Source organism: Streptomyces diversicolor, assembly GCF_057537855.1.
Genome location: NZ_BAAJXA010000017.1, coordinates 163,724 through 180,607 on the forward strand (window position 1 = coordinate 163,724; position 16,884 = coordinate 180,607).

At 70.2% G+C, this 16,884-nt stretch carries 19 protein-coding genes, 3 tRNA genes and 1 pseudogene; 16 read left to right on the forward strand and 7 right to left on the reverse strand.

Translation table 11 applies throughout. From position 1 onward, the window contains the following. Nucleotides 1-8: 8 nt before the first annotated feature. Nucleotides 9-320 (reverse strand): hypothetical protein, encoded by a 312-nt coding sequence (locus AC27LF_RS21665; protein ID WP_479662246.1) that lies wholly within the window; start codon nt 318-320, stop codon nt 9-11. A 633-nt stretch (nt 321-953) separates the two neighbouring features. Here AC27LF_RS21665 and AC27LF_RS21670 point away from each other — a divergent pair. Both AC27LF_RS21670 and AC27LF_RS21675 read left to right on the forward strand, forming a co-directional pair. Beyond that, nucleotides 954-1,709: a helix-turn-helix domain-containing protein gene (locus AC27LF_RS21670; protein WP_351981859.1), complete on the forward strand. Its 756-nt coding sequence runs from the start codon at nt 954-956 to the stop codon at nt 1,707-1,709. A gap of 3 nt (nt 1,710-1,712) precedes the next feature. Further along, nucleotides 1,713-2,186, forward strand: a complete 474-nt coding sequence (locus AC27LF_RS21675; RefSeq protein WP_479662247.1) for an NUDIX domain-containing protein — start codon at nt 1,713-1,715, stop codon at nt 2,184-2,186. Here AC27LF_RS21675 and AC27LF_RS21680 read toward each other — a convergent pair. Together AC27LF_RS21680 and AC27LF_RS21685 are read right to left on the reverse strand one after the other, a co-directional pair. After that, nucleotides 2,174-2,740, reverse strand: a complete 567-nt coding sequence (locus AC27LF_RS21680; RefSeq protein ID WP_479662248.1) for an HD domain-containing protein — start codon at nt 2,738-2,740, stop codon at nt 2,174-2,176. The genes AC27LF_RS21675 and AC27LF_RS21680 overlap by 13 nt on opposite strands. A gap of 1 nt (nt 2,741) precedes the next feature. Then, nucleotides 2,742-3,200, reverse strand: a complete 459-nt coding sequence (locus AC27LF_RS21685) for a GntR family transcriptional regulator (RefSeq protein ID WP_479662250.1) — start codon at nt 3,198-3,200, stop codon at nt 2,742-2,744. 584 nt (nt 3,201-3,784) lie between these two features. Between AC27LF_RS21685 and AC27LF_RS21690 the strand changes: the two genes are divergently transcribed. Both AC27LF_RS21690 and AC27LF_RS21695 read left to right on the forward strand, forming a co-directional pair. Then, complete coding sequence (locus AC27LF_RS21690; RefSeq protein WP_479661771.1) at nt 3,785-4,285, forward strand: Dps family protein; 501 nt, start codon at nt 3,785-3,787, stop codon at nt 4,283-4,285. A gap of 86 nt (nt 4,286-4,371) precedes the next feature. Next, nucleotides 4,372-4,584, forward strand: coding sequence for a hypothetical protein (locus tag AC27LF_RS21695; RefSeq protein WP_479661772.1), 213 nt, complete (start codon nt 4,372-4,374; stop codon nt 4,582-4,584). An 84-nt stretch (nt 4,585-4,668) separates the two neighbouring features. On the opposite strand, the gene AC27LF_RS21700 is transcribed toward AC27LF_RS21695, so the two are convergent. Then, the gene (locus AC27LF_RS21700) at nt 4,669-5,325 is read right to left on the reverse strand and encodes an SDR family oxidoreductase (protein ID WP_479661773.1); all 657 of its coding nucleotides are present in this window, start codon (nt 5,323-5,325) and stop codon (nt 4,669-4,671) included. Nucleotides 5,326-5,524: 199 nt separating this feature from the next. Next, the gene (locus AC27LF_RS21705; RefSeq protein ID WP_479661774.1) at nt 5,525-6,787 is read right to left on the reverse strand and encodes an amidohydrolase family protein; all 1,263 of its coding nucleotides are present in this window, start codon (nt 6,785-6,787) and stop codon (nt 5,525-5,527) included. A gap of 139 nt (nt 6,788-6,926) precedes the next feature. Between AC27LF_RS21705 and AC27LF_RS21710 the strand changes: the two are divergent. The 9 genes and pseudogenes from AC27LF_RS21710 to AC27LF_RS21750 all read left to right on the forward strand — a co-directional run. Then, nucleotides 6,927-7,332: pseudogene (locus AC27LF_RS21710) on the forward strand (hypothetical protein); the annotation flags it as partial. A gap of 174 nt (nt 7,333-7,506) precedes the next feature. Continuing rightward, a tRNA-Thr gene (locus AC27LF_RS21715) sits at nt 7,507-7,579 on the forward strand. Nucleotides 7,580-7,625: 46 nt separating this feature from the next. After that, a tRNA-Met gene (locus tag AC27LF_RS21720) sits at nt 7,626-7,698 on the forward strand. 91 nt (nt 7,699-7,789) lie between these two features. Next, nucleotides 7,790-7,954, forward strand: coding sequence for a 50S ribosomal protein L33 (gene rpmG, locus AC27LF_RS21725; RefSeq protein ID WP_003948671.1), 165 nt, complete (start codon nt 7,790-7,792; stop codon nt 7,952-7,954). Nucleotides 7,955-8,074: 120 nt separating this feature from the next. Then, nucleotides 8,075-8,527 (forward strand): FAS1-like dehydratase domain-containing protein, encoded by a 453-nt coding sequence (locus tag AC27LF_RS21730; protein WP_479661775.1) that lies wholly within the window; start codon nt 8,075-8,077, stop codon nt 8,525-8,527. Between the two features lie 3 nt (nt 8,528-8,530). After that, the gene (locus AC27LF_RS21735) at nt 8,531-8,959 is read left to right on the forward strand and encodes a MaoC family dehydratase (protein ID WP_404029300.1); all 429 of its coding nucleotides are present in this window, start codon (nt 8,531-8,533) and stop codon (nt 8,957-8,959) included. A gap of 268 nt (nt 8,960-9,227) precedes the next feature. Continuing rightward, entirely contained in the window at nt 9,228-9,806 is a 579-nt protein-coding gene (locus tag AC27LF_RS21740) for a TetR/AcrR family transcriptional regulator (protein WP_479661776.1), read from the forward strand. Nucleotides 9,807-9,887: 81 nt separating this feature from the next. After that, a complete protein-coding gene (locus tag AC27LF_RS21745) occupies nt 9,888-11,336 on the forward strand; it encodes a DHA2 family efflux MFS transporter permease subunit (RefSeq protein WP_479661777.1) in 1,449 nt (482 codons plus the stop codon). Nucleotides 11,337-11,446: 110 nt separating this feature from the next. Then, nucleotides 11,447-12,502, forward strand: a complete 1,056-nt coding sequence (locus AC27LF_RS21750; protein ID WP_479661778.1) for a UDP-N-acetylmuramate dehydrogenase — start codon at nt 11,447-11,449, stop codon at nt 12,500-12,502. Between the two features lie 290 nt (nt 12,503-12,792). Here AC27LF_RS21750 and AC27LF_RS21755 read toward each other — a convergent pair whose 3' ends face one another. Both AC27LF_RS21755 and AC27LF_RS21760 read right to left on the reverse strand, forming a co-directional pair. Further along, nucleotides 12,793-13,833 (reverse strand): adenosine deaminase, encoded by a 1,041-nt coding sequence (locus AC27LF_RS21755; protein ID WP_479661779.1) that lies wholly within the window; start codon nt 13,831-13,833, stop codon nt 12,793-12,795. A gap of 126 nt (nt 13,834-13,959) precedes the next feature. Further along, on the reverse strand, nt 13,960-15,186 hold the full coding sequence (locus tag AC27LF_RS21760; RefSeq protein WP_479661780.1) for a pyridoxal phosphate-dependent aminotransferase: 1,227 nt from the start codon (nt 15,184-15,186) through the stop codon (nt 13,960-13,962). Between the two features lie 259 nt (nt 15,187-15,445). Here AC27LF_RS21760 and AC27LF_RS21765 point away from each other — a divergent pair. The 3 genes from AC27LF_RS21765 (at nt 15,446) to nusG (ending at nt 16,847) form a co-directional block, all read left to right on the forward strand. After that, nucleotides 15,446-15,518 (forward strand) — tRNA-Trp (locus AC27LF_RS21765). 106 nt (nt 15,519-15,624) lie between these two features. Continuing rightward, nucleotides 15,625-15,912 carry a preprotein translocase subunit SecE gene (gene secE, locus AC27LF_RS21770; protein ID WP_479661781.1) on the forward strand — a complete coding sequence of 96 codons (288 nt, stop codon included), beginning with the start codon at nt 15,625-15,627 and terminating at the stop codon, nt 15,910-15,912. 80 nt (nt 15,913-15,992) lie between these two features. After that, the gene (gene nusG / locus AC27LF_RS21775) at nt 15,993-16,847 is read left to right on the forward strand and encodes a transcription termination/antitermination protein NusG (protein ID WP_479661782.1); all 855 of its coding nucleotides are present in this window, start codon (nt 15,993-15,995) and stop codon (nt 16,845-16,847) included. Nucleotides 16,848-16,884: the final 37 nt, after the last annotated feature.

Here is a 16,884-nt window from a genome sequence, read left to right on the forward strand (position 1 = left end):
AGGAAAGGTCAGACCCGGACCCGGCGGGGCCGGTTGAAGAGGTTGATCAGGCCCCCGGCGACGGTGGTGACCGAGGTGAAGGACACGAAGACGACCGTGGCCCAGTTCGCGCCCAGGTCGCTGACGTAGCGGCCGTTGACGACGGCGGCGGCGACGCCGAGTACGAGGAACAGCAGCGTGGCGAGCGCGCGACCGGAGGTCATCGGCTTGAAGCCGCGGGCGACCAGCTCGATGTCCGTCGGGCGCACCGGGCGCAGGGTGTGGCCGTTCATCTGAACGTCGACCAGGTTGCCGGAACGGTGGGCGGCGACGCCGGCCACCGTGCCCAGGGCCTTGTCACGGGGCTCCGGCTCCTCTCGACCCCGCCCGTACGGGACCGCTCCGCAGAGCGCCCGGACGCGCGGGGCGAGCAACCGGCGCGGCGCTAGCCGCCGCGATTCGGTGGAAGGTGACCGGTCGTCCGCAGCACTCCGAGGTGCCTACGGACCGGGGATGAAACGGCGCCGCCGTGCCGGTCGATCACGGCCGCGCCCATCGCTTTCGTCGACTCACTGAGACTCCTTCAGACCGCTGAACAGGGGATACGCACTGCAAGGGGGACCGTGTCCCCACTCTCCGGCCGTTGCTCGCGGTCACCGGGCCACCTCGCCAGTACGGGCCGAAACCCTGTTCCACCTGGCCTTTAGCGGGATTGCAGCGTCCCCGCCCTCTGCACGTGCGGCATGAGCCGCTTCCGCCGAGTTGTTCCGTTCAGTGGATGAAGTACCTGTTTTACAGGTACTGCATAGGGCCCCGTCAAGTACGGCGACGGAACCTCTTGGATTTGTGCCGGGACTTCTTGGCGCACCATCAGAATCGCGGCAGGTCAGGGGAGTTGGTCACCCCCTACATGGACAGCTCGGGGAGTTCTGGCTACCGTCAAGAAGTCCCTAGACGTCCCTCGGGGGGTGCAGATGTCCAACGAGCGTTTGCGGTCGGCCCTGTTGGCCCAGAACATGACGATTCAGGGCTTGGCCGAAGCGATCGACGTCAACCCGAAGACCATCGAACGCTGGATCACGCAGGGCAAAGTGCCGTACCGGCGCCACCAGTACGCGACGGCCGCAGTGCTCAAGGTCGACGTCACGACGCTGTGGGAGGACGGTCGGGCCGTCGACACCGCAACGGATCTGACCAAAGCGGAGATTGCCACGGTCTACCCGCACCGGCACACGGTGCCGTCCGACCTGTGGCGCGAGATGTGCGAGCGTGCTACTGAGCGCATCGACATCCTTGTGTACGCGGGCATCGGCCTGGCGGAGGACCCGCGCTTTCTGTCAGTCCTCAAGGCGAAATCGCAGAGCGTCGCCATTCGCGTCCTGATGGGCGATCCTGCATGCGAGGCCGTCATCCGGCGCGGGATCGACGAAGGCCACCGCATCATGGATGGCAAGATCCGAAACGCGCTGGTGAACTATCGCCCTCTGTTCACCAGCCATCCTGAGATCGCCTTCCGGCTACACGACACCGTGCTCTACAACTCGATCTACCGTGCGGATGACGAGATGCTCGTCAACACGCATGTGTACGGCATCGGCGCCTACCTGGCTCCGGTTCTTCACCTGCGGAAACTTCCCGGGGGCGGGCTTTTCGACACCTTCGCCAATAGCGTTCAGCAGACTTGGGAAGGCGCGAGGCCAGTGACTGAACACGACATCACAGGAGCATGAGCCATGGGACGTATCGACTACCTGCACGACCCCGACGCCCCGCCGGCCAATTCGGTCGTGCCGTCCGTCGTCGCGTTCGTCCAGAACGACGCGGGCCAGGTGCTCATGATCCAGCGGTCCGACAACGGACGCTGGGCACTGCCCGGCGGCGGGCACGACGTGGGGGAGTCCATCAGCGACACCGTGGTGCGCGAAGTCTGGGAAGAGACCGGCATCAAGGCCGAAGTCGTCGACATGTCCGGGATCTACACAGACCCTGGTCACGTGATGCAGTACGACGACGGCGAGATCCGGCAGCAGTTCAGCATCTGCTTCCGTGCGCGGCCGGTCGGCGGTGAGGTGCGTACGAGCAACGAGACGACACAGGTCCGCTGGGTTGACCCAGCGGACCTGGCGAAGCTGGACGTCCACCCCACGATGCGGCTCCGGATTGAGCACGCTATGGACCGGATACGGCCGACTCCCTACATCGGCTGAAGCTTGGCGGCGGCAACCCGTTCGAGCACGCGTGAGGTGCACGCGAGAATCTCCGGCTCAGCGCGGCGGATGAACGTTCCGATCAGGCTGTCCGGCCCGTAGCGTCCGGCGATCTCGTTGACGCGGTCCACGGGGTTCGTCGGCGTGCCATCCGGCGTCGTGTTCATGTCGCAGTAGCAGAGAGCGTCGTTCAGGTGCGCGCTCTCGCGCGGGAACTCGCCCTCCAGCTCCTCACGCAGGCCCCGGGCCTCTGCTTCCATCCACGCACAGGAATGGTGGGCAACCAGGTTCACGACTCGTTCGTCGGCCTGCGCTACGTCACGGAGGTAGCGGGCCCCATCGAGCGGGTGAAACCCCGTCTTCGCGAGATCCGGCGAGTAGCCGATGTCATGCAGGACGGCCGCAGCCTCCAGCAACTCGGCATCATCCCCGAGGACCAGTGCGACGGACCGCGCCCGTTCGGCGACGCCCAATGAGTGCTGCCACCGCCTCGGTAGCGGCTCGGCGAGCAGGGACTCAGCGAGGGGGTAGGCCCACTCCGTCAGTTCCGACAAGCTAGGAACGCTCCTCTCGATTCGGCACGGCACGGACCGTCCGCACCTTGCCCTGTCCTGCACTCGCCAGCACGCCGGCGGCCTCCAGCCTGTCCAGTGCCTTGGTCACGGTGGGGCGGGAGACTCCGAACCTGCCCATCAGGTCTGACGCGCTCAAGAAGGCTTCACCCGCCTTGAACCCCTCGGCGGGGATGAGATCGGCGATGCGTTCGTCCAACGGCCGTCGGTCGACTTGCTCACCCTCACGTACGACGCGCCACCGTCCGCCCCGTACCGGTTCGGCAACACCGTCCTTCTCCAACGCCTTGAACGCGCGAAGCACCACCCCGCGCGAGACGTCGTGATCCCGCATGAGGTCGGCGGCGGGCGGAAGGTGCGTCATCCGCGCATCCGACTTGATCTGGGCCTTCACCACTTCCGCGACCTGCAAGTACGTATCTCGCGGACTGGCCTGCGGCACGTGGCCTCCCCTTCATCGCTCCTCGGGCTTCTGCCCAATCGTGGCACGTCGGCTGGTCGCGCCCATAGGTCTCGACTCAGGCCGGAAGGCGGAGCGAATCAGGGGCCGTTTCCCCCAGGTGTCCCCCGACGGCGACACGTTCCGGGGAAACCCCAGGTCGCAGCCGGTGAACGGAGCCCGCTGTAAATCTGCCGGCTCAGCCTTCCCAGGTTCGAATCCTGGCGCCGCCACACGGGAACGAAGGGCCCGTGACCTGTCAGAGGACAGGTCACGGGCCCTTCGTCGTGTGGTCACGGCATGCGCCCTGGCATGGCCTGGCGGAGGGCCCGGCGCTCGTGCGCCTTCCCGTCGTGGAGGGCGCGGCTCCGGGTGGGCCCGGTGTCGTGATGAAGATCATAAAGGGCTCAGCCGTGCCAACAGGGCCTGGTTGCCGTCGTTGCGGAGCGACCGCGGGGTTCGGACGTCGCCCGAGCGGATCAGGCGCGGTGGCGGTGGTGGGGGACCTACGTAGCCTTGATCACGTAGGGAGACGGGCCACCCGTTCCGGGGTGTTGCTGTGCACTGCTGCCAAAAGGAGACATGCCATGACCGCTTCCTCTGTGGGCTCCCGGCGTTCGGAGGCCGATGTCAGCGGCTTCACGGCCTCACCGCAGATGGCCCGGGCGTTGCAACAGATCCTGGCGGATCTCGTCGAACTGCACATCCAGGGGAAGCAGGCCCACTGGAACGTGGTCGGCCACAACTTCCGTGACCTGCACCTGCAACTCGACCAAATCGTCGACGACGCCCGGGAGTCGGCCGATGTCATCGCCGAACGCATGCGTGCTCTCGACCACTGGCCGGACGGCCGCTCCGACACCGTCGCTGCGAACACCACACTCCCCGCGTTCCCGGAGGGTCAGGTGAGCGTGAGCGCCGTCGTGGATCTTGTCACCGCGCGCCTGCGGGCCACCGTCGACACGGTACGTACCTATCACGACCAGGTCGACAACGAGGACCCCTCCACCGCCGATCTGCTGCACGCGATCATCGACTCCCTGGAGAAGCACGCCTGGATGGTCAGCGCGGAGAACCGCACCGGCTGACACCGACCCCCGTGGGGCCCCGTGGGCTCGCCACGGCGCTGCCCGCGCGCGGCCGGGTTCGCGAGGGCATGGAGGACACTGGCTCCATGGCCTCCCGTCGTAGAACCTGCCCGGTGTGCCGTCGTGACATCGCCGTCGTCGCGGGACGCTTCGCGCGGCACGACCCGCCCGGCGCGCGCGAGAGCGGCGAACTCGTCTCGTGCGCCGGCTCCCGGCGACAGGCACAACTGGACGCGAGCCAGCCGGCGTTGGACGGGTACGCCGTACCGGACTTCCCCGGGCAGTTGCCCCTCTTCTGATGGATTCCGCTGGAGGACACCGACCGGTCCCCGCGAGGTCTGCGGGTCCTGCCGGTCAAAGGGTCCAACGGGCCGCGGGCGGCCTCAGTTCCCCGCCACCGACTTCACCGCGACCGACACCGGCGTCGACCCGCCGATCAGCTCCAGCGTCAGACCGGCCGTCGCCGGGCTCTCCACCAGCTCCGCGAGTACGGCGGCCACGTCGGCGCGCGGGACAGAGCCGCGCCCGGTGTGCGCCTCCAGACGTACCAGGCCGGTGCCCCGGTCGTCCGTCAGTCTGCCGGGGCGCAGGATCGTCCAGTCCAGTGCGTCCAGGCCGGCCACGTACGCGTCGGCCGCGCCCTTGGCGCGCAGGTACGCGTCGAAGACCTCGTCCCCCTCGTGCGCCGGGTCCGCGCCCATCGAGGAGACGATCAGGAAGCGACGCACGCCCGCCTGGACGGCCGCGCTCGCGAACAGCACCGCCGCGCCCTTGTCCACCGTCTCCTTGCGGGCCGCCCCGCTGCCCGGTCCTGCGCCCGCCGCGAAAACGGCGGCGTCCGCACCCCGCAACCGCTCCGCGACCTCCTCGACCGAGGCCGACTCCAGGTCGAGGACGACCGGTTCGGCACCGGCTTCTCGCAGATCGCCTTCCTGCTCGGCCTTGCGGATGATCCCCGCGACCTCGTCCCCGCGGGCCGAGAGGAGCCGCTCCAGCCGCAGCGCGATCTGACCATGACCACCTGCAATGACAATGCGCATGTTTCCGACCGTACGCCCGAAGGGCCGCATCCGCCGCATGAGTTCGGCCCCGTTCCCGCGCCGAGCACACAGCTCACTCCCGGCCCGGCGCGCACCCCCTGTCGGCCGCCGGTCTCCTCGCGGCGAGCGCCCCGCGCGCGAGCCCGTATCGCGCGCTCCCCTGCACCTCACTCCACCCCGTTTTCCGGCTCGCGCCCCCTCATGACACCTCGCCCCGGCCCTGGCGCGGCAGCCCCAGTTCCGCGGCGACCGCCGAGTCGCCGTACTCGCGAACCGCGCTGGTGCGGGCCACGACGCGCCCCCGGTGCACCACGATCCGGCTGTACCCGAGGGAGAGCGCGCCGGCCAGATGCTGACCGCGTACGGCGAGCAGTTCGGCGGGGAAGCCGGCCTCCACACGGACCTCGGGAAGGCCGAGGACGGCGCGGGCCGTGACGCTCACGGCGCCGTACGCCTCCTCCGGGCGCAGCCCATGGCCCGAGGCCAGCAGATAGGCGGCCTCCAGGGGGTCGCCGCGGCCGACCGGGTTGGACACGTCCCGCAGGGCACCGCTCCCGGCCGCCACCCGCACCCCGGCGGCACGCAGCAGCCGTACCGGAGCCGTACCCCGCCGCTCGACGCCGCCGCAGCCGCCCTGCGGCAGGCACACCACGGCCACCCCGGCCGCCGCCAGCCGGTCCGCGACGCGGGCGGCCGACTCGGCCGGCAGCCGGGACAGGCCACCGCACGGACCGAGGGTCACGCCCGGCCGCAACCCGCCCGCCATCGCCGCGAGCCGGGCGAGCCGGGCCGGGTCGGCGGCGTCCGTGTGCAGGTCGACGGGGCAGCCGTGCTCGGAGGCGACCTCCAGGACCGCTTCGACATAGCCCGTCGGATCGGGGTCCAGGTCGGGGCAGCCGCCCACCACACAAGCGCCCATCTTCAGCGCGTCGCGCAGGATCGCCAGCCCGTCGGCGCCGGCCGCCCCGGTCAGCAGCCGCGGCACGGCCACCGTGGTCAGTTCCGCGAGCCCGCGCAGTGAACGCCGCGCCTGAAGGACGGCGTCGAGAGGGCCGAGCCCCCGGACGTCGCCCACGCGCACGTGCGCGCGCATGGCCGTCGCCCCGTGTGCGAGGTGCAGCAGGGCGGCCTCCGTCGTGCGGCGCTGGACGTCCTCCGCGTCGTACGGGACGGGGCCGCCGCGGTCGGCGGAGAGCGCGGTGTCGGCGTGGGCGTGCGCCTCCGCAGGGGCCGGAAGGAGCAGATAGCCGCTGAGGTCGACGCGGGAACCGGAGCGGGCCGGCCCCGGTGCCAGGCTGCCGGCCGTGCCGACCGCCTCGATGCGCCCGCCGCCGAGCCGCACGTCCACGGTGCGGCCGTCGGTGAGCCGCGCCCCGCACAGCACGAGGGTCCCGTCGGACCGGCCCGGGGAGCCTTGGGGGTTCGACGACGGTGGGGGTGGCTGCGGCCGGCTGTCGGGCATCGGGGTCCAAGAGATGGGGGCTTGCGGCTCTTCGGGGCGTGGGGCTTGCGGGCGGGGCGCGCGGACCGAGGGGAACTCATGATCACGCAGAGTGAGTCGAGCCTAGGGTGGCGGGCCGCATAGGGCGGGGAGGAGCGCAATAGTCGTACCGGCGTGGCCCGTCCGGAGCGCTACGCGCGCGTGGTCCCGAGCGCCCCTGCTCGCCGCGCTGATCACCGCCGCCGTGGTGGTCCCGCTCTCCGCCGCCGCCCGACCGGCGGTCCCCGCACCGGTCCCTGCCTCGCGGCTGCCGTCCCTGCCTCGCGCCCGCCGTCCCCGCCTCGCTCGCCCCGCCGAAGGCGCGGACGCTGTCCGAGGCGTACGCGGCGAACCGGGCCGCCGCCGCGCAGGCCGCCCGCATGGCCGCCGCCCACGGCGACCACCGCCGCGCCGCCGCGGACCGCGCGATAGCCGCTCCCACCCGCCGGTTCCTCGCTTTCGACGGCCGCGGCTCCGGCCGGGCCACTGAGGTCTTCGGGGATCTCGCCCACGCCGACCGCGTGGCATGGAGGGGCGTCACCGCAACCGTCACGCGCGCGTGCACAGACCTTCAAACGCGCGTGCACAGACCTTCAAAGGGGCTCGCGAGGCCGCCGGGACACGGGGCGTCGACGCCTGGGCATGGGGTACGAAACGGATTTGGGTGAACGGCTGCCGAGCGTGTAATGTCTTCATCGCTCGCCCCAATAGCTCAGTCGGCAGAGCGTCTCCATGGTAAGGAGAAGGTCAACGGTTCGATTCCGTTTTGGGGCTCTGGTGTGAGAGGTTCCCGTCGTAAGGCGGGTCCCGATCTCATCAAAGCGGTGTAGCTCAGTCGGTAGAGCAAGCGGCTCATAATCGCTGTGTCACCGGTTCAAGTCCGGTCACCGCTACTGACAGTAGCCGATTGCGGGGTCGGTCCTTCGATCGGCTACTCTTTCTTGCGTTGAAACCAGTCCACCCGTTCGTCATAGGAGCACTCACGTGGCTGCCACCGACGTCCGCCCGAAGATCACGCTGGCCTGCGTGGAGTGCAAGGAGCGGAACTACATCACCAAGAAGAACCGGCGTAACAACCCGGACCGACTTGAGATGAAGAAGCACTGCCCGCGTTGCAACGCGCACACCGCGCACCGCGAGACGCGCTGATCATCAAGGCTCGTACGCGAGGCCGCCCCCGCAGTCAGGGGGCGGCCTCGCGTCGTTTCCACCGGCTGGAATCCAGCTACCTTGTGGACCATCACAGCTGACATCAGGAGGTGCCGGGCCATGCCGCTCGACCAGTCCTTCGTGGGGCGGAGCTACCCGCCCACCGAGCCCTACGAGGTGGGCCGGGAGAAGATCCGCGAGTTCGCCGAGGCGGTCGGGGACACCCATCCGGCGTACCGGGACCAGGAGGCCGCCAAGGCGCTCGGTCACCCCGATGTGATCGCGCCCCCGACCTTCGTCTTCTCGATCACCTTCCGGGCCGCGGGGCAGGTCATCGAGGACCCGCAGCTCGGCCTCGACTACAGCAGGGTGGTGCACGGCGACCAGAGGTTCGCGTACACGCGCCCGGTGCGCGCGGGCGACCGGCTCCAGGTCACCTCGACCATCGAGGCCGTCAAGTCGCTGGCCGGAAACGACATCCTGGACATCCGGGGTGAGGTCCACGACGAGGCGGGCGAGCACGTTGTGACGGCCTGGACCAAGCTGGTGGCGCGCGCGGCCGGGGAGGGCTGAGAGATGACGGCGAAGATCACTTACGACGACGTGGAGGTCGGCACCGAGCTGCCGGCGCAGACCTTTCCGGTGACCCGCGCCACGCTCGTGCGCTATGCGGGCGCCTCCGGGGACTTCAACCCGATCCACTGGAACGAGAAGTTCGCCAAGGAGGTGGGGCTGCCGGACGTCATCGCGCACGGCATGTTCACCATGGCCGAGGCGATCCGGGTGGTCACCGACTGGACCGGGGACCCGGGCGCGGTCGTCGAGTACGGCGTCCGCTTCACCAAGCCCGTCGTCGTCCCGAACGACGACGAGGGCGCCGTGATCGAGGTCGGCGGCAAGGTCGCGGCCAAGCTCGACGACAACACGGTGCGGGTGGACCTGACGGCCACGAGCGGCGGCCAGAAGGTGCTGGGCATGTCCCGGGCCCTCGTACGGCTGGCCTGAGCCCCGCACGGCCGGCCTCGGCGCGGTCGCACGGCCGGTCTCGACGGCCGACATCGGCGCGGCCGCACGGCCGGGCTCGGCGCGGCGGCGAGGCAAGGGGTGTCCTGCCGGGTCCTGACGGATCCCGACGGGGAGGGCGCCCCTCGGCTGCACCCTCGCCGAACACGGCGTCCAACCGCGGCACGACGCGCGCCGGCTTCGGTGCGCGCCTGTCCATGGCGCACGGGACCGCTTGACGTAGTTAGTGATTGAGTACTAACTTATCCGCATGGTCAGGATGAGCGCGGACGAGCGGCGTGAGGTCATCATTCGTGCGGCGATCGCGGAGTTTTCACAGAGGGGCTACTACGGCACCTCGACCGAGGCGATCGCCAAGCGGGTGGGGGTCTCGCAGCCGTATCTCTTCCGGCTCTTCCCGGGCAAGAAGGCCATCTTCGTCGCCGCATCGCTGCGCTGCGTCGACGACGTGCGCCGGGTCCTGGGGGAGGCGGGTGAGGGCTTCGAGGGCGAAGAGGCCGTCCACGCCATGGCCCGGGCGTATACGCGGCTGATCCAGGAGCAGCCCGAGCGGCTTCTGATGCAGATGCAGACCTACATCGCGGTCGCCGCCGCCGAGGCGGAGGGTGACCATGAGTTCGGCGAGGCCGTGCGGGCCGGCTGGATGCGGCTGTGGGAGACCGTGCATCTGCCGCTCGGGGCCGACGACGGCGAGACGATGGTCTTCCTGGCCTACGGAATGCTCATCAACACCCTTGCGGCCATGGGCTTTCCGCCCGGTCACCGGGTCTGGCAGGGGATGTATCCGTCCGCCCGGATCGGGGAGCCGTCGGACGAACAGGGAGGCTGAGGCGGGCCCGCACCGCCGCCTTCTCATGCCCGTGAAAGTTAGTAATCCATAACTAATCATCGATCATGCTCTGGGGGAGCGATGCCACAGCAGACCGCGCCGGGCACGGCACAGCGCGGGGGAGTCATATGGGCCCTCGTCATCACCAGCGTCGCCGGATTCATGGCGTCCCTGGACAACCTCGTAGTGACCACCGCCCTGCCCTCCATCCGCGAGGACCTGGGAGGGGCACTGGACGACCTGGAATGGACCGTCAGCGCCTACACGCTCACCTTCGCCGTCCTGCTGATGTTCGGCGCCGCGCTCGGCGACCGCTTCGGCCGGCGCCGGCTCTTCCTCGCCGGGCTCACGGTCTTCACCGGCGCCTCCGCCGCCGCGGCCATGGCGCCCGGCATCGATTCGCTGATCGCGGCCCGCGCGGTGCAGGGCCTCGGCGCGGCGGTGATGATGCCCCTGACGCTCACCTTGCTGACGGCGGCCGTGCCCGCCGCCAAGCGCGGCATGGCGTACGGGATCTGGGGCGCCGTCAACGGACTCGCGGTGGCCTCCGGGCCGCTCATCGGCGGCAGCCTCACCGAACACGTCTCCTGGCACTGGATCTTCTGGTTGAACGTCCCGCTCGGCCTCGTCCTGCTGCCGCTCGCCCGGCTCCGCCTCGCCGAGTCCCACGGCACCGGCGCCCCGCTGGACATCCCCGGCACCCTGCTCGCCAGCGGCGGACTCTTCGGGATCGTCTACGGGCTGGTCCGCGGCCCCGCCGACGGCTGGACCGACTCCGTCGTCCTCACCGGCCTGCTCGCGGGCGGCGCGCTGCTGATCGCCTTCGTCGTCCACGGCTCCCGCGCCCGCAACCCCATGCTCCCGATGCGGCTCTTCCGCTCCCGCGCCTTCGCCGGGATCAACGCGGCCAGCCTTCTCATGTTCCTCGGGATGTTCGGCTCGATCTTCCTGCTCAGCCAGTACATGCAGGGCGTGCTCGGCTACTCGCCGACCGAGGCGGGCGTCAGGATGCTGCCGTGGACCGGCATGCCGATGCTGGTCGCGCCGGTCGCCGGGATGCTCTCCGACCGCATCGGCGGCCGTCCGGTCGTCGCGGCCGGCCTGTTCCTCCAGGCCGCCGGGCTCGGCTATCTGGCCTCCGTGGTCACTGCCGACGTCTCGTACGCAGCGCAACTGCCCGGCCTGATCGTCAGCGGTATCGGCATGGCCCTGTACTTCGCCCCGGCCGCCAACCTGGTGATGTCCAGCGTCCGGGTGTCCGAGCAGGGCATCGCGTCCGGCGCCAACAACGCCCTGCGCGAGGTGGGCGGCGCGCTCGGCATCGCGGTCATGTCGTCGATCTTCGCGGCGCAGGGCGGCTACGAGTCCGCGCAGTCCTTCGTCGACGGCCTGCGGCCCGCCCTGGTGACCGGCGCCGCGACGGTGGCGCTCGCCGGGATCGCCGCCCTGCTGATCCCGGCCCGCCGCACCCCCGGCCCGCTCGTGACCCACGCCGAACCGGAGCCGGCACTGGAGGCCGCCGCCCGCTGAACGCCCGACCGGCACGCGCGCGTACGGCCCCGCCCTCCCCGGCTGGGCCGTACGCGCGCGTACCTGCCGGCCGACCGGGGATGTCGGTGCCGTCTCGTAGTCTTGGGCGCGTGCAGGAACTCCACGACGCCCCGCTCGCCCCGCTGACCACGTTCCGGCTGGGCGGACCCGCCGCCCGGCTGGTCACCGCCGCCACCGACGCCGAGGTCGTCGCCGCCGTCCGCGAGGCCGACGACAGCGGTGTCCCCCTGCTGCTGATCGGCGGCGGATCGAACCTGGTCATCGGCGACAAGGGCTTCGACGGCACCGCGCTGCGCATCGCCACCCGCGGGGTCGAACTGGACGGCACGCGCCTGGAACTGGCGGCCGGCGAAGTGTGGACCGACGCCGTCGCCCGTACCGTCGAGGCCGGACTCGCGGGCGTCGAGTGCCTTGCCGGCATCCCCGGCTCCGCGGGCGCGACACCCATCCAGAACGTCGGGGCGTACGGCCAGGAGGTCTCCTCCACCATCACCGAGGTGATCGCCTACGACCGCAGGGCCCGGGAGACGGTCACGCTCACCAACGCCGAGTGCGCGTTCTCGTACCGGCACAGCCGCTTCAAGGCCGATCCGGAGCGGTACGTCGTGCTGCGGGTCCGCTTCGCACTGGAGGACGCGGAGGGGCTGTCGGCACCCCTCAGATACGCCGAGACGGCCCGGGCGCTCGGCGTGCGGACCGGCGACCGGGTGCCGCTGGCCGCCGCGCGCGAAACCGTTCTGAAGCTGCGCGCGGGTAAGGGCATGGTGCTCGACCCCGAGGACCACGACACCTGGTCGGCGGGGTCCTTCTTCACCAACCCGGTCCTCACGGACGCGGAGTTCGCCGCGTTCCACGCGCGCGTACGGGAACGGCTCGGGGACGGTGCCGAGCCGCCCGCGTACCCCGCGGGCGAGGGCCGCACCAAGACCTCCGCGGCCTGGCTGATCGACAAGGCGGGCTTCACCAAGGGGTACGGCAGCGGGCCCGCGCGCATCTCCACCAAGCACACCCTCGCCCTCACCAACCGGGGTGGGGCCACCACGGAGGATCTGCTCGCGCTGGCCCGTGAGGTCGTGGCCGGGGTCCGCGCGGCCTTCGGGATCACCTTGGTCAATGAGCCGGTGACGGTCGGCGTCACCCTGTAGCTCCGCCCTTAGCTCCGCTGGTTTGGCCGGTTTGGTGGGTGGCCGGTGTTGGGGCGTTTGCGCAGTTCCCCGCGCCCCTGTGGGTGGGTTGGGGTTGTGGGTCGGGTGCGGGTGGGGTGGGGTTGTTCGCGCAGTTCCCCGCGCCCCCATGGGTGGGTTGGGGTTGTGGGTTGGGTGCGGGTGGGGTGGGGGTGTTTGCGCAGTTCCCCGCGCCCCTGTGGGGCGGTGGTGTGCTGGGGCTGGGCGCGTAGTTCCCCGCGCCCCTGTGGGGGGCTCCCCCGTCCCCAGCCTCAGGGGGTTGGGTGGGTGAGCCAGTCGTTGATTCCGGACAGCAGCTTCGCCCGTAGCTCCGGTGGTGCGGCCGATGCCCTGACCGACTGCCGGGCCAGCTCCGCCAGTTCCGCGTCCGTGAAGCCGTGGTGCTCCCGGGCCAGCCGGTACTGGGCGGCCAGGCGCGAGCCGAACAGCAGCGGATCGTCGGCTCCCAGCGCCATCGGCACCCCCGCCTCGAAGAACGTGCGCAGCGGGACGTCCTCCGGCTTCTCGTACACGCCAAGCGCCACGTTCGAGGCGGGGCACACCTCGCAGGTCACCTGCCGGTCCGCGAGCCGCTTGAGCAGGCGCGGGTCCTCCGCCGCGCGCACCCCGTGGCCGACCCGGTTCGCGTGCAGGTCGTCCAGGCAGTCGCGGACCGAGGACGGGCCGGTCAGCTCGCCGCCGTGCGGGGCCGACAGCAGGCCGCCCTCGCGCGCGATGTGGAACGCGCGGTCGAAGTCCCGTGCCATGCCCCGGCGTTCGTCGTTCGACAGGCCGAAGCCGACCACGCCACGGTCCGCGTAGCGCACCGCGAGCCGGGCCAGGGTGCGGGCGTCCAGCGGGTGCTTCATGCGGTTGGCGGCCACCAGCACGCGCATGCCAAGACCGGTCTCCCGCGAGGCCGTGTCCACCGCGTCCAGGATGATCTCCAGGGCCGGGATCAGACCGCCGAGGCGCGGTGCGTACGACGTCGGGTCGACCTGGATCTCCAGCCACCCGGAGCCGTCCTTCAGGTCCTCCTCCGCCGCCTCGCGGACCAGGCGCTGGATGTCCTCCGGTTCCCTCAGGCAGGAGCGTGCCGCGTCGTACAGCCGCTGGAAGCGGAACCAGCCCCGCTCGTCCGTGGCCCGCAACCGCGGCGGTTCCCCGCTGGTCAGGGCGTCGGTCAGCGCCTCCGGCAGGCGCACGCCGTGCTTGTCGGCCAGCTCCAGCAGGGTGCTGGGCCGCATCGAGCCGGTGAAGTGCAGGTGGAGATGGGCCTTCGGCAGGTCAGAGACATCACGTACACGCTCCATTGGAGGATCCTGCCGCACCTCGCCCGCGTCCCGGTAGCCGTTTCCCCGTTCGTGGTCTTGCCCGCACACAGAAGCGGGCCGCCTCCCGAAGGAGACGGCCCGCAGGCCCGCTCGCCGTGAGCGGGTTCAGTCCCTGGCCTCCGCCAGCAGCTTCTGGATCCGGCTCACGCCCTCGATCAGGTCCTCGTCACCGAGGGCGTAGGACAGCCGCAGATAGCCCGGGGTGCCGAACGCCTCACCCGGGACGACCGCGACCTCGGCCTCCTCCAGGATCAGCGCGGCCAGCTCCACGGAGCTCTGCGGGCGCCTGCCCCGGATCTCCTTGCCGATCAGCGCCTTCACCGACGGGTACGCGTAGAACGCGCCCTCCGGCTCCGGGCAGACCACGCCGTCGATCTCGTCCAGCATCCGCACGATCGTCCGGCGCCGCCGGTCGAACGCCTCGCGCATCTCCGCGACGGCCTTCAGGTCGCCGGAGACCGCGGCGAGGGCCGCGGCCTGCGCGACGTTCGACACGTTCGACGTGGCGTGCGACTGGAGGTTCGTGGCGGCCTTGACCACGTCCTTCGGGCCGATGAGCCAGCCCACGCGCCAGCCGGTCATCGCGTACGTCTTCGCGACGCCGTTGACGACGATGCACTTGTCACGCAGCTCCGGCAGGATCGCGGGCAGCGAGGTGAACGTCGCGTCGCCGTACACCAGGTGCTCGTAGATCTCGTCCGTCAGCACCCACAGGCCGTGCTCGACGGCCCAGCGGCCGATCGCCTCGGCCTCCGGCTCGCTGTAGACCGCGCCGGTCGGGTTGGAGGGCGAGACGAAGAGGACGACCTTCGTCCTGTCCGTGCGCGCCGCCTCCAGCTGCTCCACGCTCACCCGGTAGCCGGTGGTCTCGTCCGCCACGACCTCCACCGGGACACCGCCGGCGAGACGGATCGACTCCGGGTACGTCGTCCAGTACGGCGCCGGGACGATGACCTCGTCGCCCGGGTCGAGGATCGCGGCGAACGCCTCGTAGATGGCCTGCTTGCCGCCGTTGGTGACCAGGATCTGCGACGGGTCGACCTCGTAGTTCGAGTCGCGCAGCGTCTTCGCGGCGATCGCGGCCTTCAGCTCGGGCAGGCCGCCCGCCGGGGTGTACCGGTGGTACTTCGGGTTCTTGCATGCCTCGATCGCAGCTTCGACGATGTAGCCGGGCGTCGGGAAGTCGGGTTCGCCGGCGCCGAAGCCGATCACCGGACGCCCGGCGGCCTTGAGGGCCTTGGCCTTGGCGTCCACGGCGAGGGTGGCGGACTCGGAGATCGCGCCGACTCGGGCGGAGACCCGGCGCTCGGTGGGAGGGGTTGCAGCGCTCATGGAGCCATCGTTTCAGACCGGAAATGTCCCCGGCACGCGGGTTTCACAGACTGAACGGCAAGGGGCCGACCCGTGAACACGCGTCCGGATTCGGCCACCGGCCAGGACGATCTTGCGTCTTGCGGGCGCCGGCGGGTACTTACTGTTCGACGCCGGGCCCGGGACCACGTACACTCTCACCTCGTTGGCCTTCGGGGGCCGCCTTCGAGCCGGTGCACACCGAGCACTCGGTCGGATGCGGTACGTTGGGGGACATCAAAGGGTCGTAGCTCAATTGGTAGAGCACTGGTCTCCAAAACCAGCGGTTGGGGGTTCAAGTCCCTCCGGCCCTGCTACACACACCGCCAGGATGTGTGCGCATGTACGTACAGCATTGCACCGCCGTGCGGCTCAGAACCGGGCGCGGCACGGCCACGACCCGGGATCAGGTGAGGACGAATGACGGACGCCGTGGGCTCCATCGACACTCCTGATGCCCAGGACGAGGTACCGGAGTCCAAGAAGAAGACCCGTAAGGGTGGCAAGCGCGCCAAGAAGGGCCCGCTGAAGCGGCTGGCGACCTTCTACCGCCAGATCGTCGCGGAACTCCGTAAGGTCGTCTGGCCGACGCGTAACCAGCTGACCTCGTACACGACCGTGGTGATCTTCTTCGTCGCCATCATGATCGCGCTGGTGACCGTGATTGACTATGGGCTCAACCACGCGGCCAAGTACGTCTTCGGCTGAGCCAAGAGCGAAGGGCGCCGTGGTACCGGCGCCCGTTTTCGCATGTTCCACCTCTATGTATCCAGGAAGAAGCAGCCATCGTGTCTGACCCGAACCTGAACGACGCCATTGAGCCTCGCGGGAATGCCGCCGAGGCGGTGGACGACGAGCTCGACATCGTCGAGGGCGCGGACGAGCAGGACGAGTTCGAGGCTGCCGAGGCCGAGGCGGGGGAGCCGGCCGAGGAGGCCGCCCTGCAGGTCGTGAACGAAGACGAGGCCGCCGAGGCCGCCGAGGATGCCGAGGGCGAGGCCGCCGAGGAGGAGCCCGCGGAGCCCGTCGACCCCGTCGCGGCGCTGCGCGAGGAACTGCGCACCCTGCCCGGCGAGTGGTACGTCATCCACACCTACGCCGGCTACGAGAACCGCGTGAAGACCAACCTGGAGCAGCGCGCCGTCTCGCTGAACGTCGAGGACTACATCTTCCAGGCCGAGGTGCCGCAGGAGGAGGTCGTCCAGATCAAGAACGGCGACCGCAAGACGATCAAGCAGAACAAGCTGCCGGGTTATGTCCTGGTCCGCATGGACCTGACCAACGAGTCCTGGGGCGTCGTCCGCAACACGCCGGGTGTCACCGGCTTCGTCGGCAACGCCTACGACCCGTACCCGCTGACCCTGGACGAGATCGTCAAGATGCTCGCACCGGAGGCCGAGGAGAAGGCAGCCCGTGAGGCCGCCGAGGCCGAGGGCAAGCCCGCTCCGCAGCGCAAGGTCGAGGTCCAGGTGCTGGACTTCGAGGTCGGCGACTCGGTCACCGTCACCGACGGCCCGTTCGCCACGCTCCAGGCCACCATCAACGAGATCAACCCGGACTCGAAGAAGGTCAAGGGCCTGGTGGAGATCTTCGGCCGCGAGACGCCGGTCGAGCTGTCCTTCGACCAGATCCAGAAGAACTAGGTCAACGATCATCCGAAAGAGCCCCTGACCAGCGGTT

What these genes read in the sequence shown, in the direction of transcription:
- AC27LF_RS21670 (WP_351981859.1), top strand. Translation starts at nt 954, where the DNA reads ATGTCCAACGAGCGTTTGCGGTCGGCCCTGTTGGCCCAGAACATGACG.
- secE (WP_479661781.1), top strand. Translation starts at nt 15,625, where the DNA reads ATGACGGACGCCGTGGGCTCCATCGACACTCCTGATGCCCAGGACGAG.
- AC27LF_RS21760 (WP_479661780.1), bottom strand. Translation starts at nt 15,186, where the DNA reads ATGAGCGCTGCAACCCCTCCCACCGAGCGCCGGGTCTCCGCCCGAGTC.
- AC27LF_RS21730 (WP_479661775.1), top strand. Translation starts at nt 8,075, where the DNA reads ATGCCGCTCGACCAGTCCTTCGTGGGGCGGAGCTACCCGCCCACCGAG.
- AC27LF_RS21705 (WP_479661774.1), bottom strand. Translation starts at nt 6,787, where the DNA reads ATGCCCGACAGCCGGCCGCAGCCACCCCCACCGTCGTCGAACCCCCAA.
- AC27LF_RS21745 (WP_479661777.1), top strand. Translation starts at nt 9,888, where the DNA reads ATGCCACAGCAGACCGCGCCGGGCACGGCACAGCGCGGGGGAGTCATA.
- AC27LF_RS21695 (WP_479661772.1), top strand. Translation starts at nt 4,372, where the DNA reads ATGGCCTCCCGTCGTAGAACCTGCCCGGTGTGCCGTCGTGACATCGCC.
- AC27LF_RS21675 (WP_479662247.1), top strand. Translation starts at nt 1,713, where the DNA reads ATGGGACGTATCGACTACCTGCACGACCCCGACGCCCCGCCGGCCAAT.
- AC27LF_RS21755 (WP_479661779.1), bottom strand. Translation starts at nt 13,833, where the DNA reads ATGGAGCGTGTACGTGATGTCTCTGACCTGCCGAAGGCCCATCTCCAC.
- AC27LF_RS21735 (WP_404029300.1), top strand. Translation starts at nt 8,531, where the DNA reads ATGACGGCGAAGATCACTTACGACGACGTGGAGGTCGGCACCGAGCTG.
- AC27LF_RS21690 (WP_479661771.1), top strand. Translation starts at nt 3,785, where the DNA reads ATGACCGCTTCCTCTGTGGGCTCCCGGCGTTCGGAGGCCGATGTCAGC.
- AC27LF_RS21700 (WP_479661773.1), bottom strand. Translation starts at nt 5,325, where the DNA reads ATGCGCATTGTCATTGCAGGTGGTCATGGTCAGATCGCGCTGCGGCTG.
- AC27LF_RS21740 (WP_479661776.1), top strand. Translation starts at nt 9,228, where the DNA reads ATGGTCAGGATGAGCGCGGACGAGCGGCGTGAGGTCATCATTCGTGCG.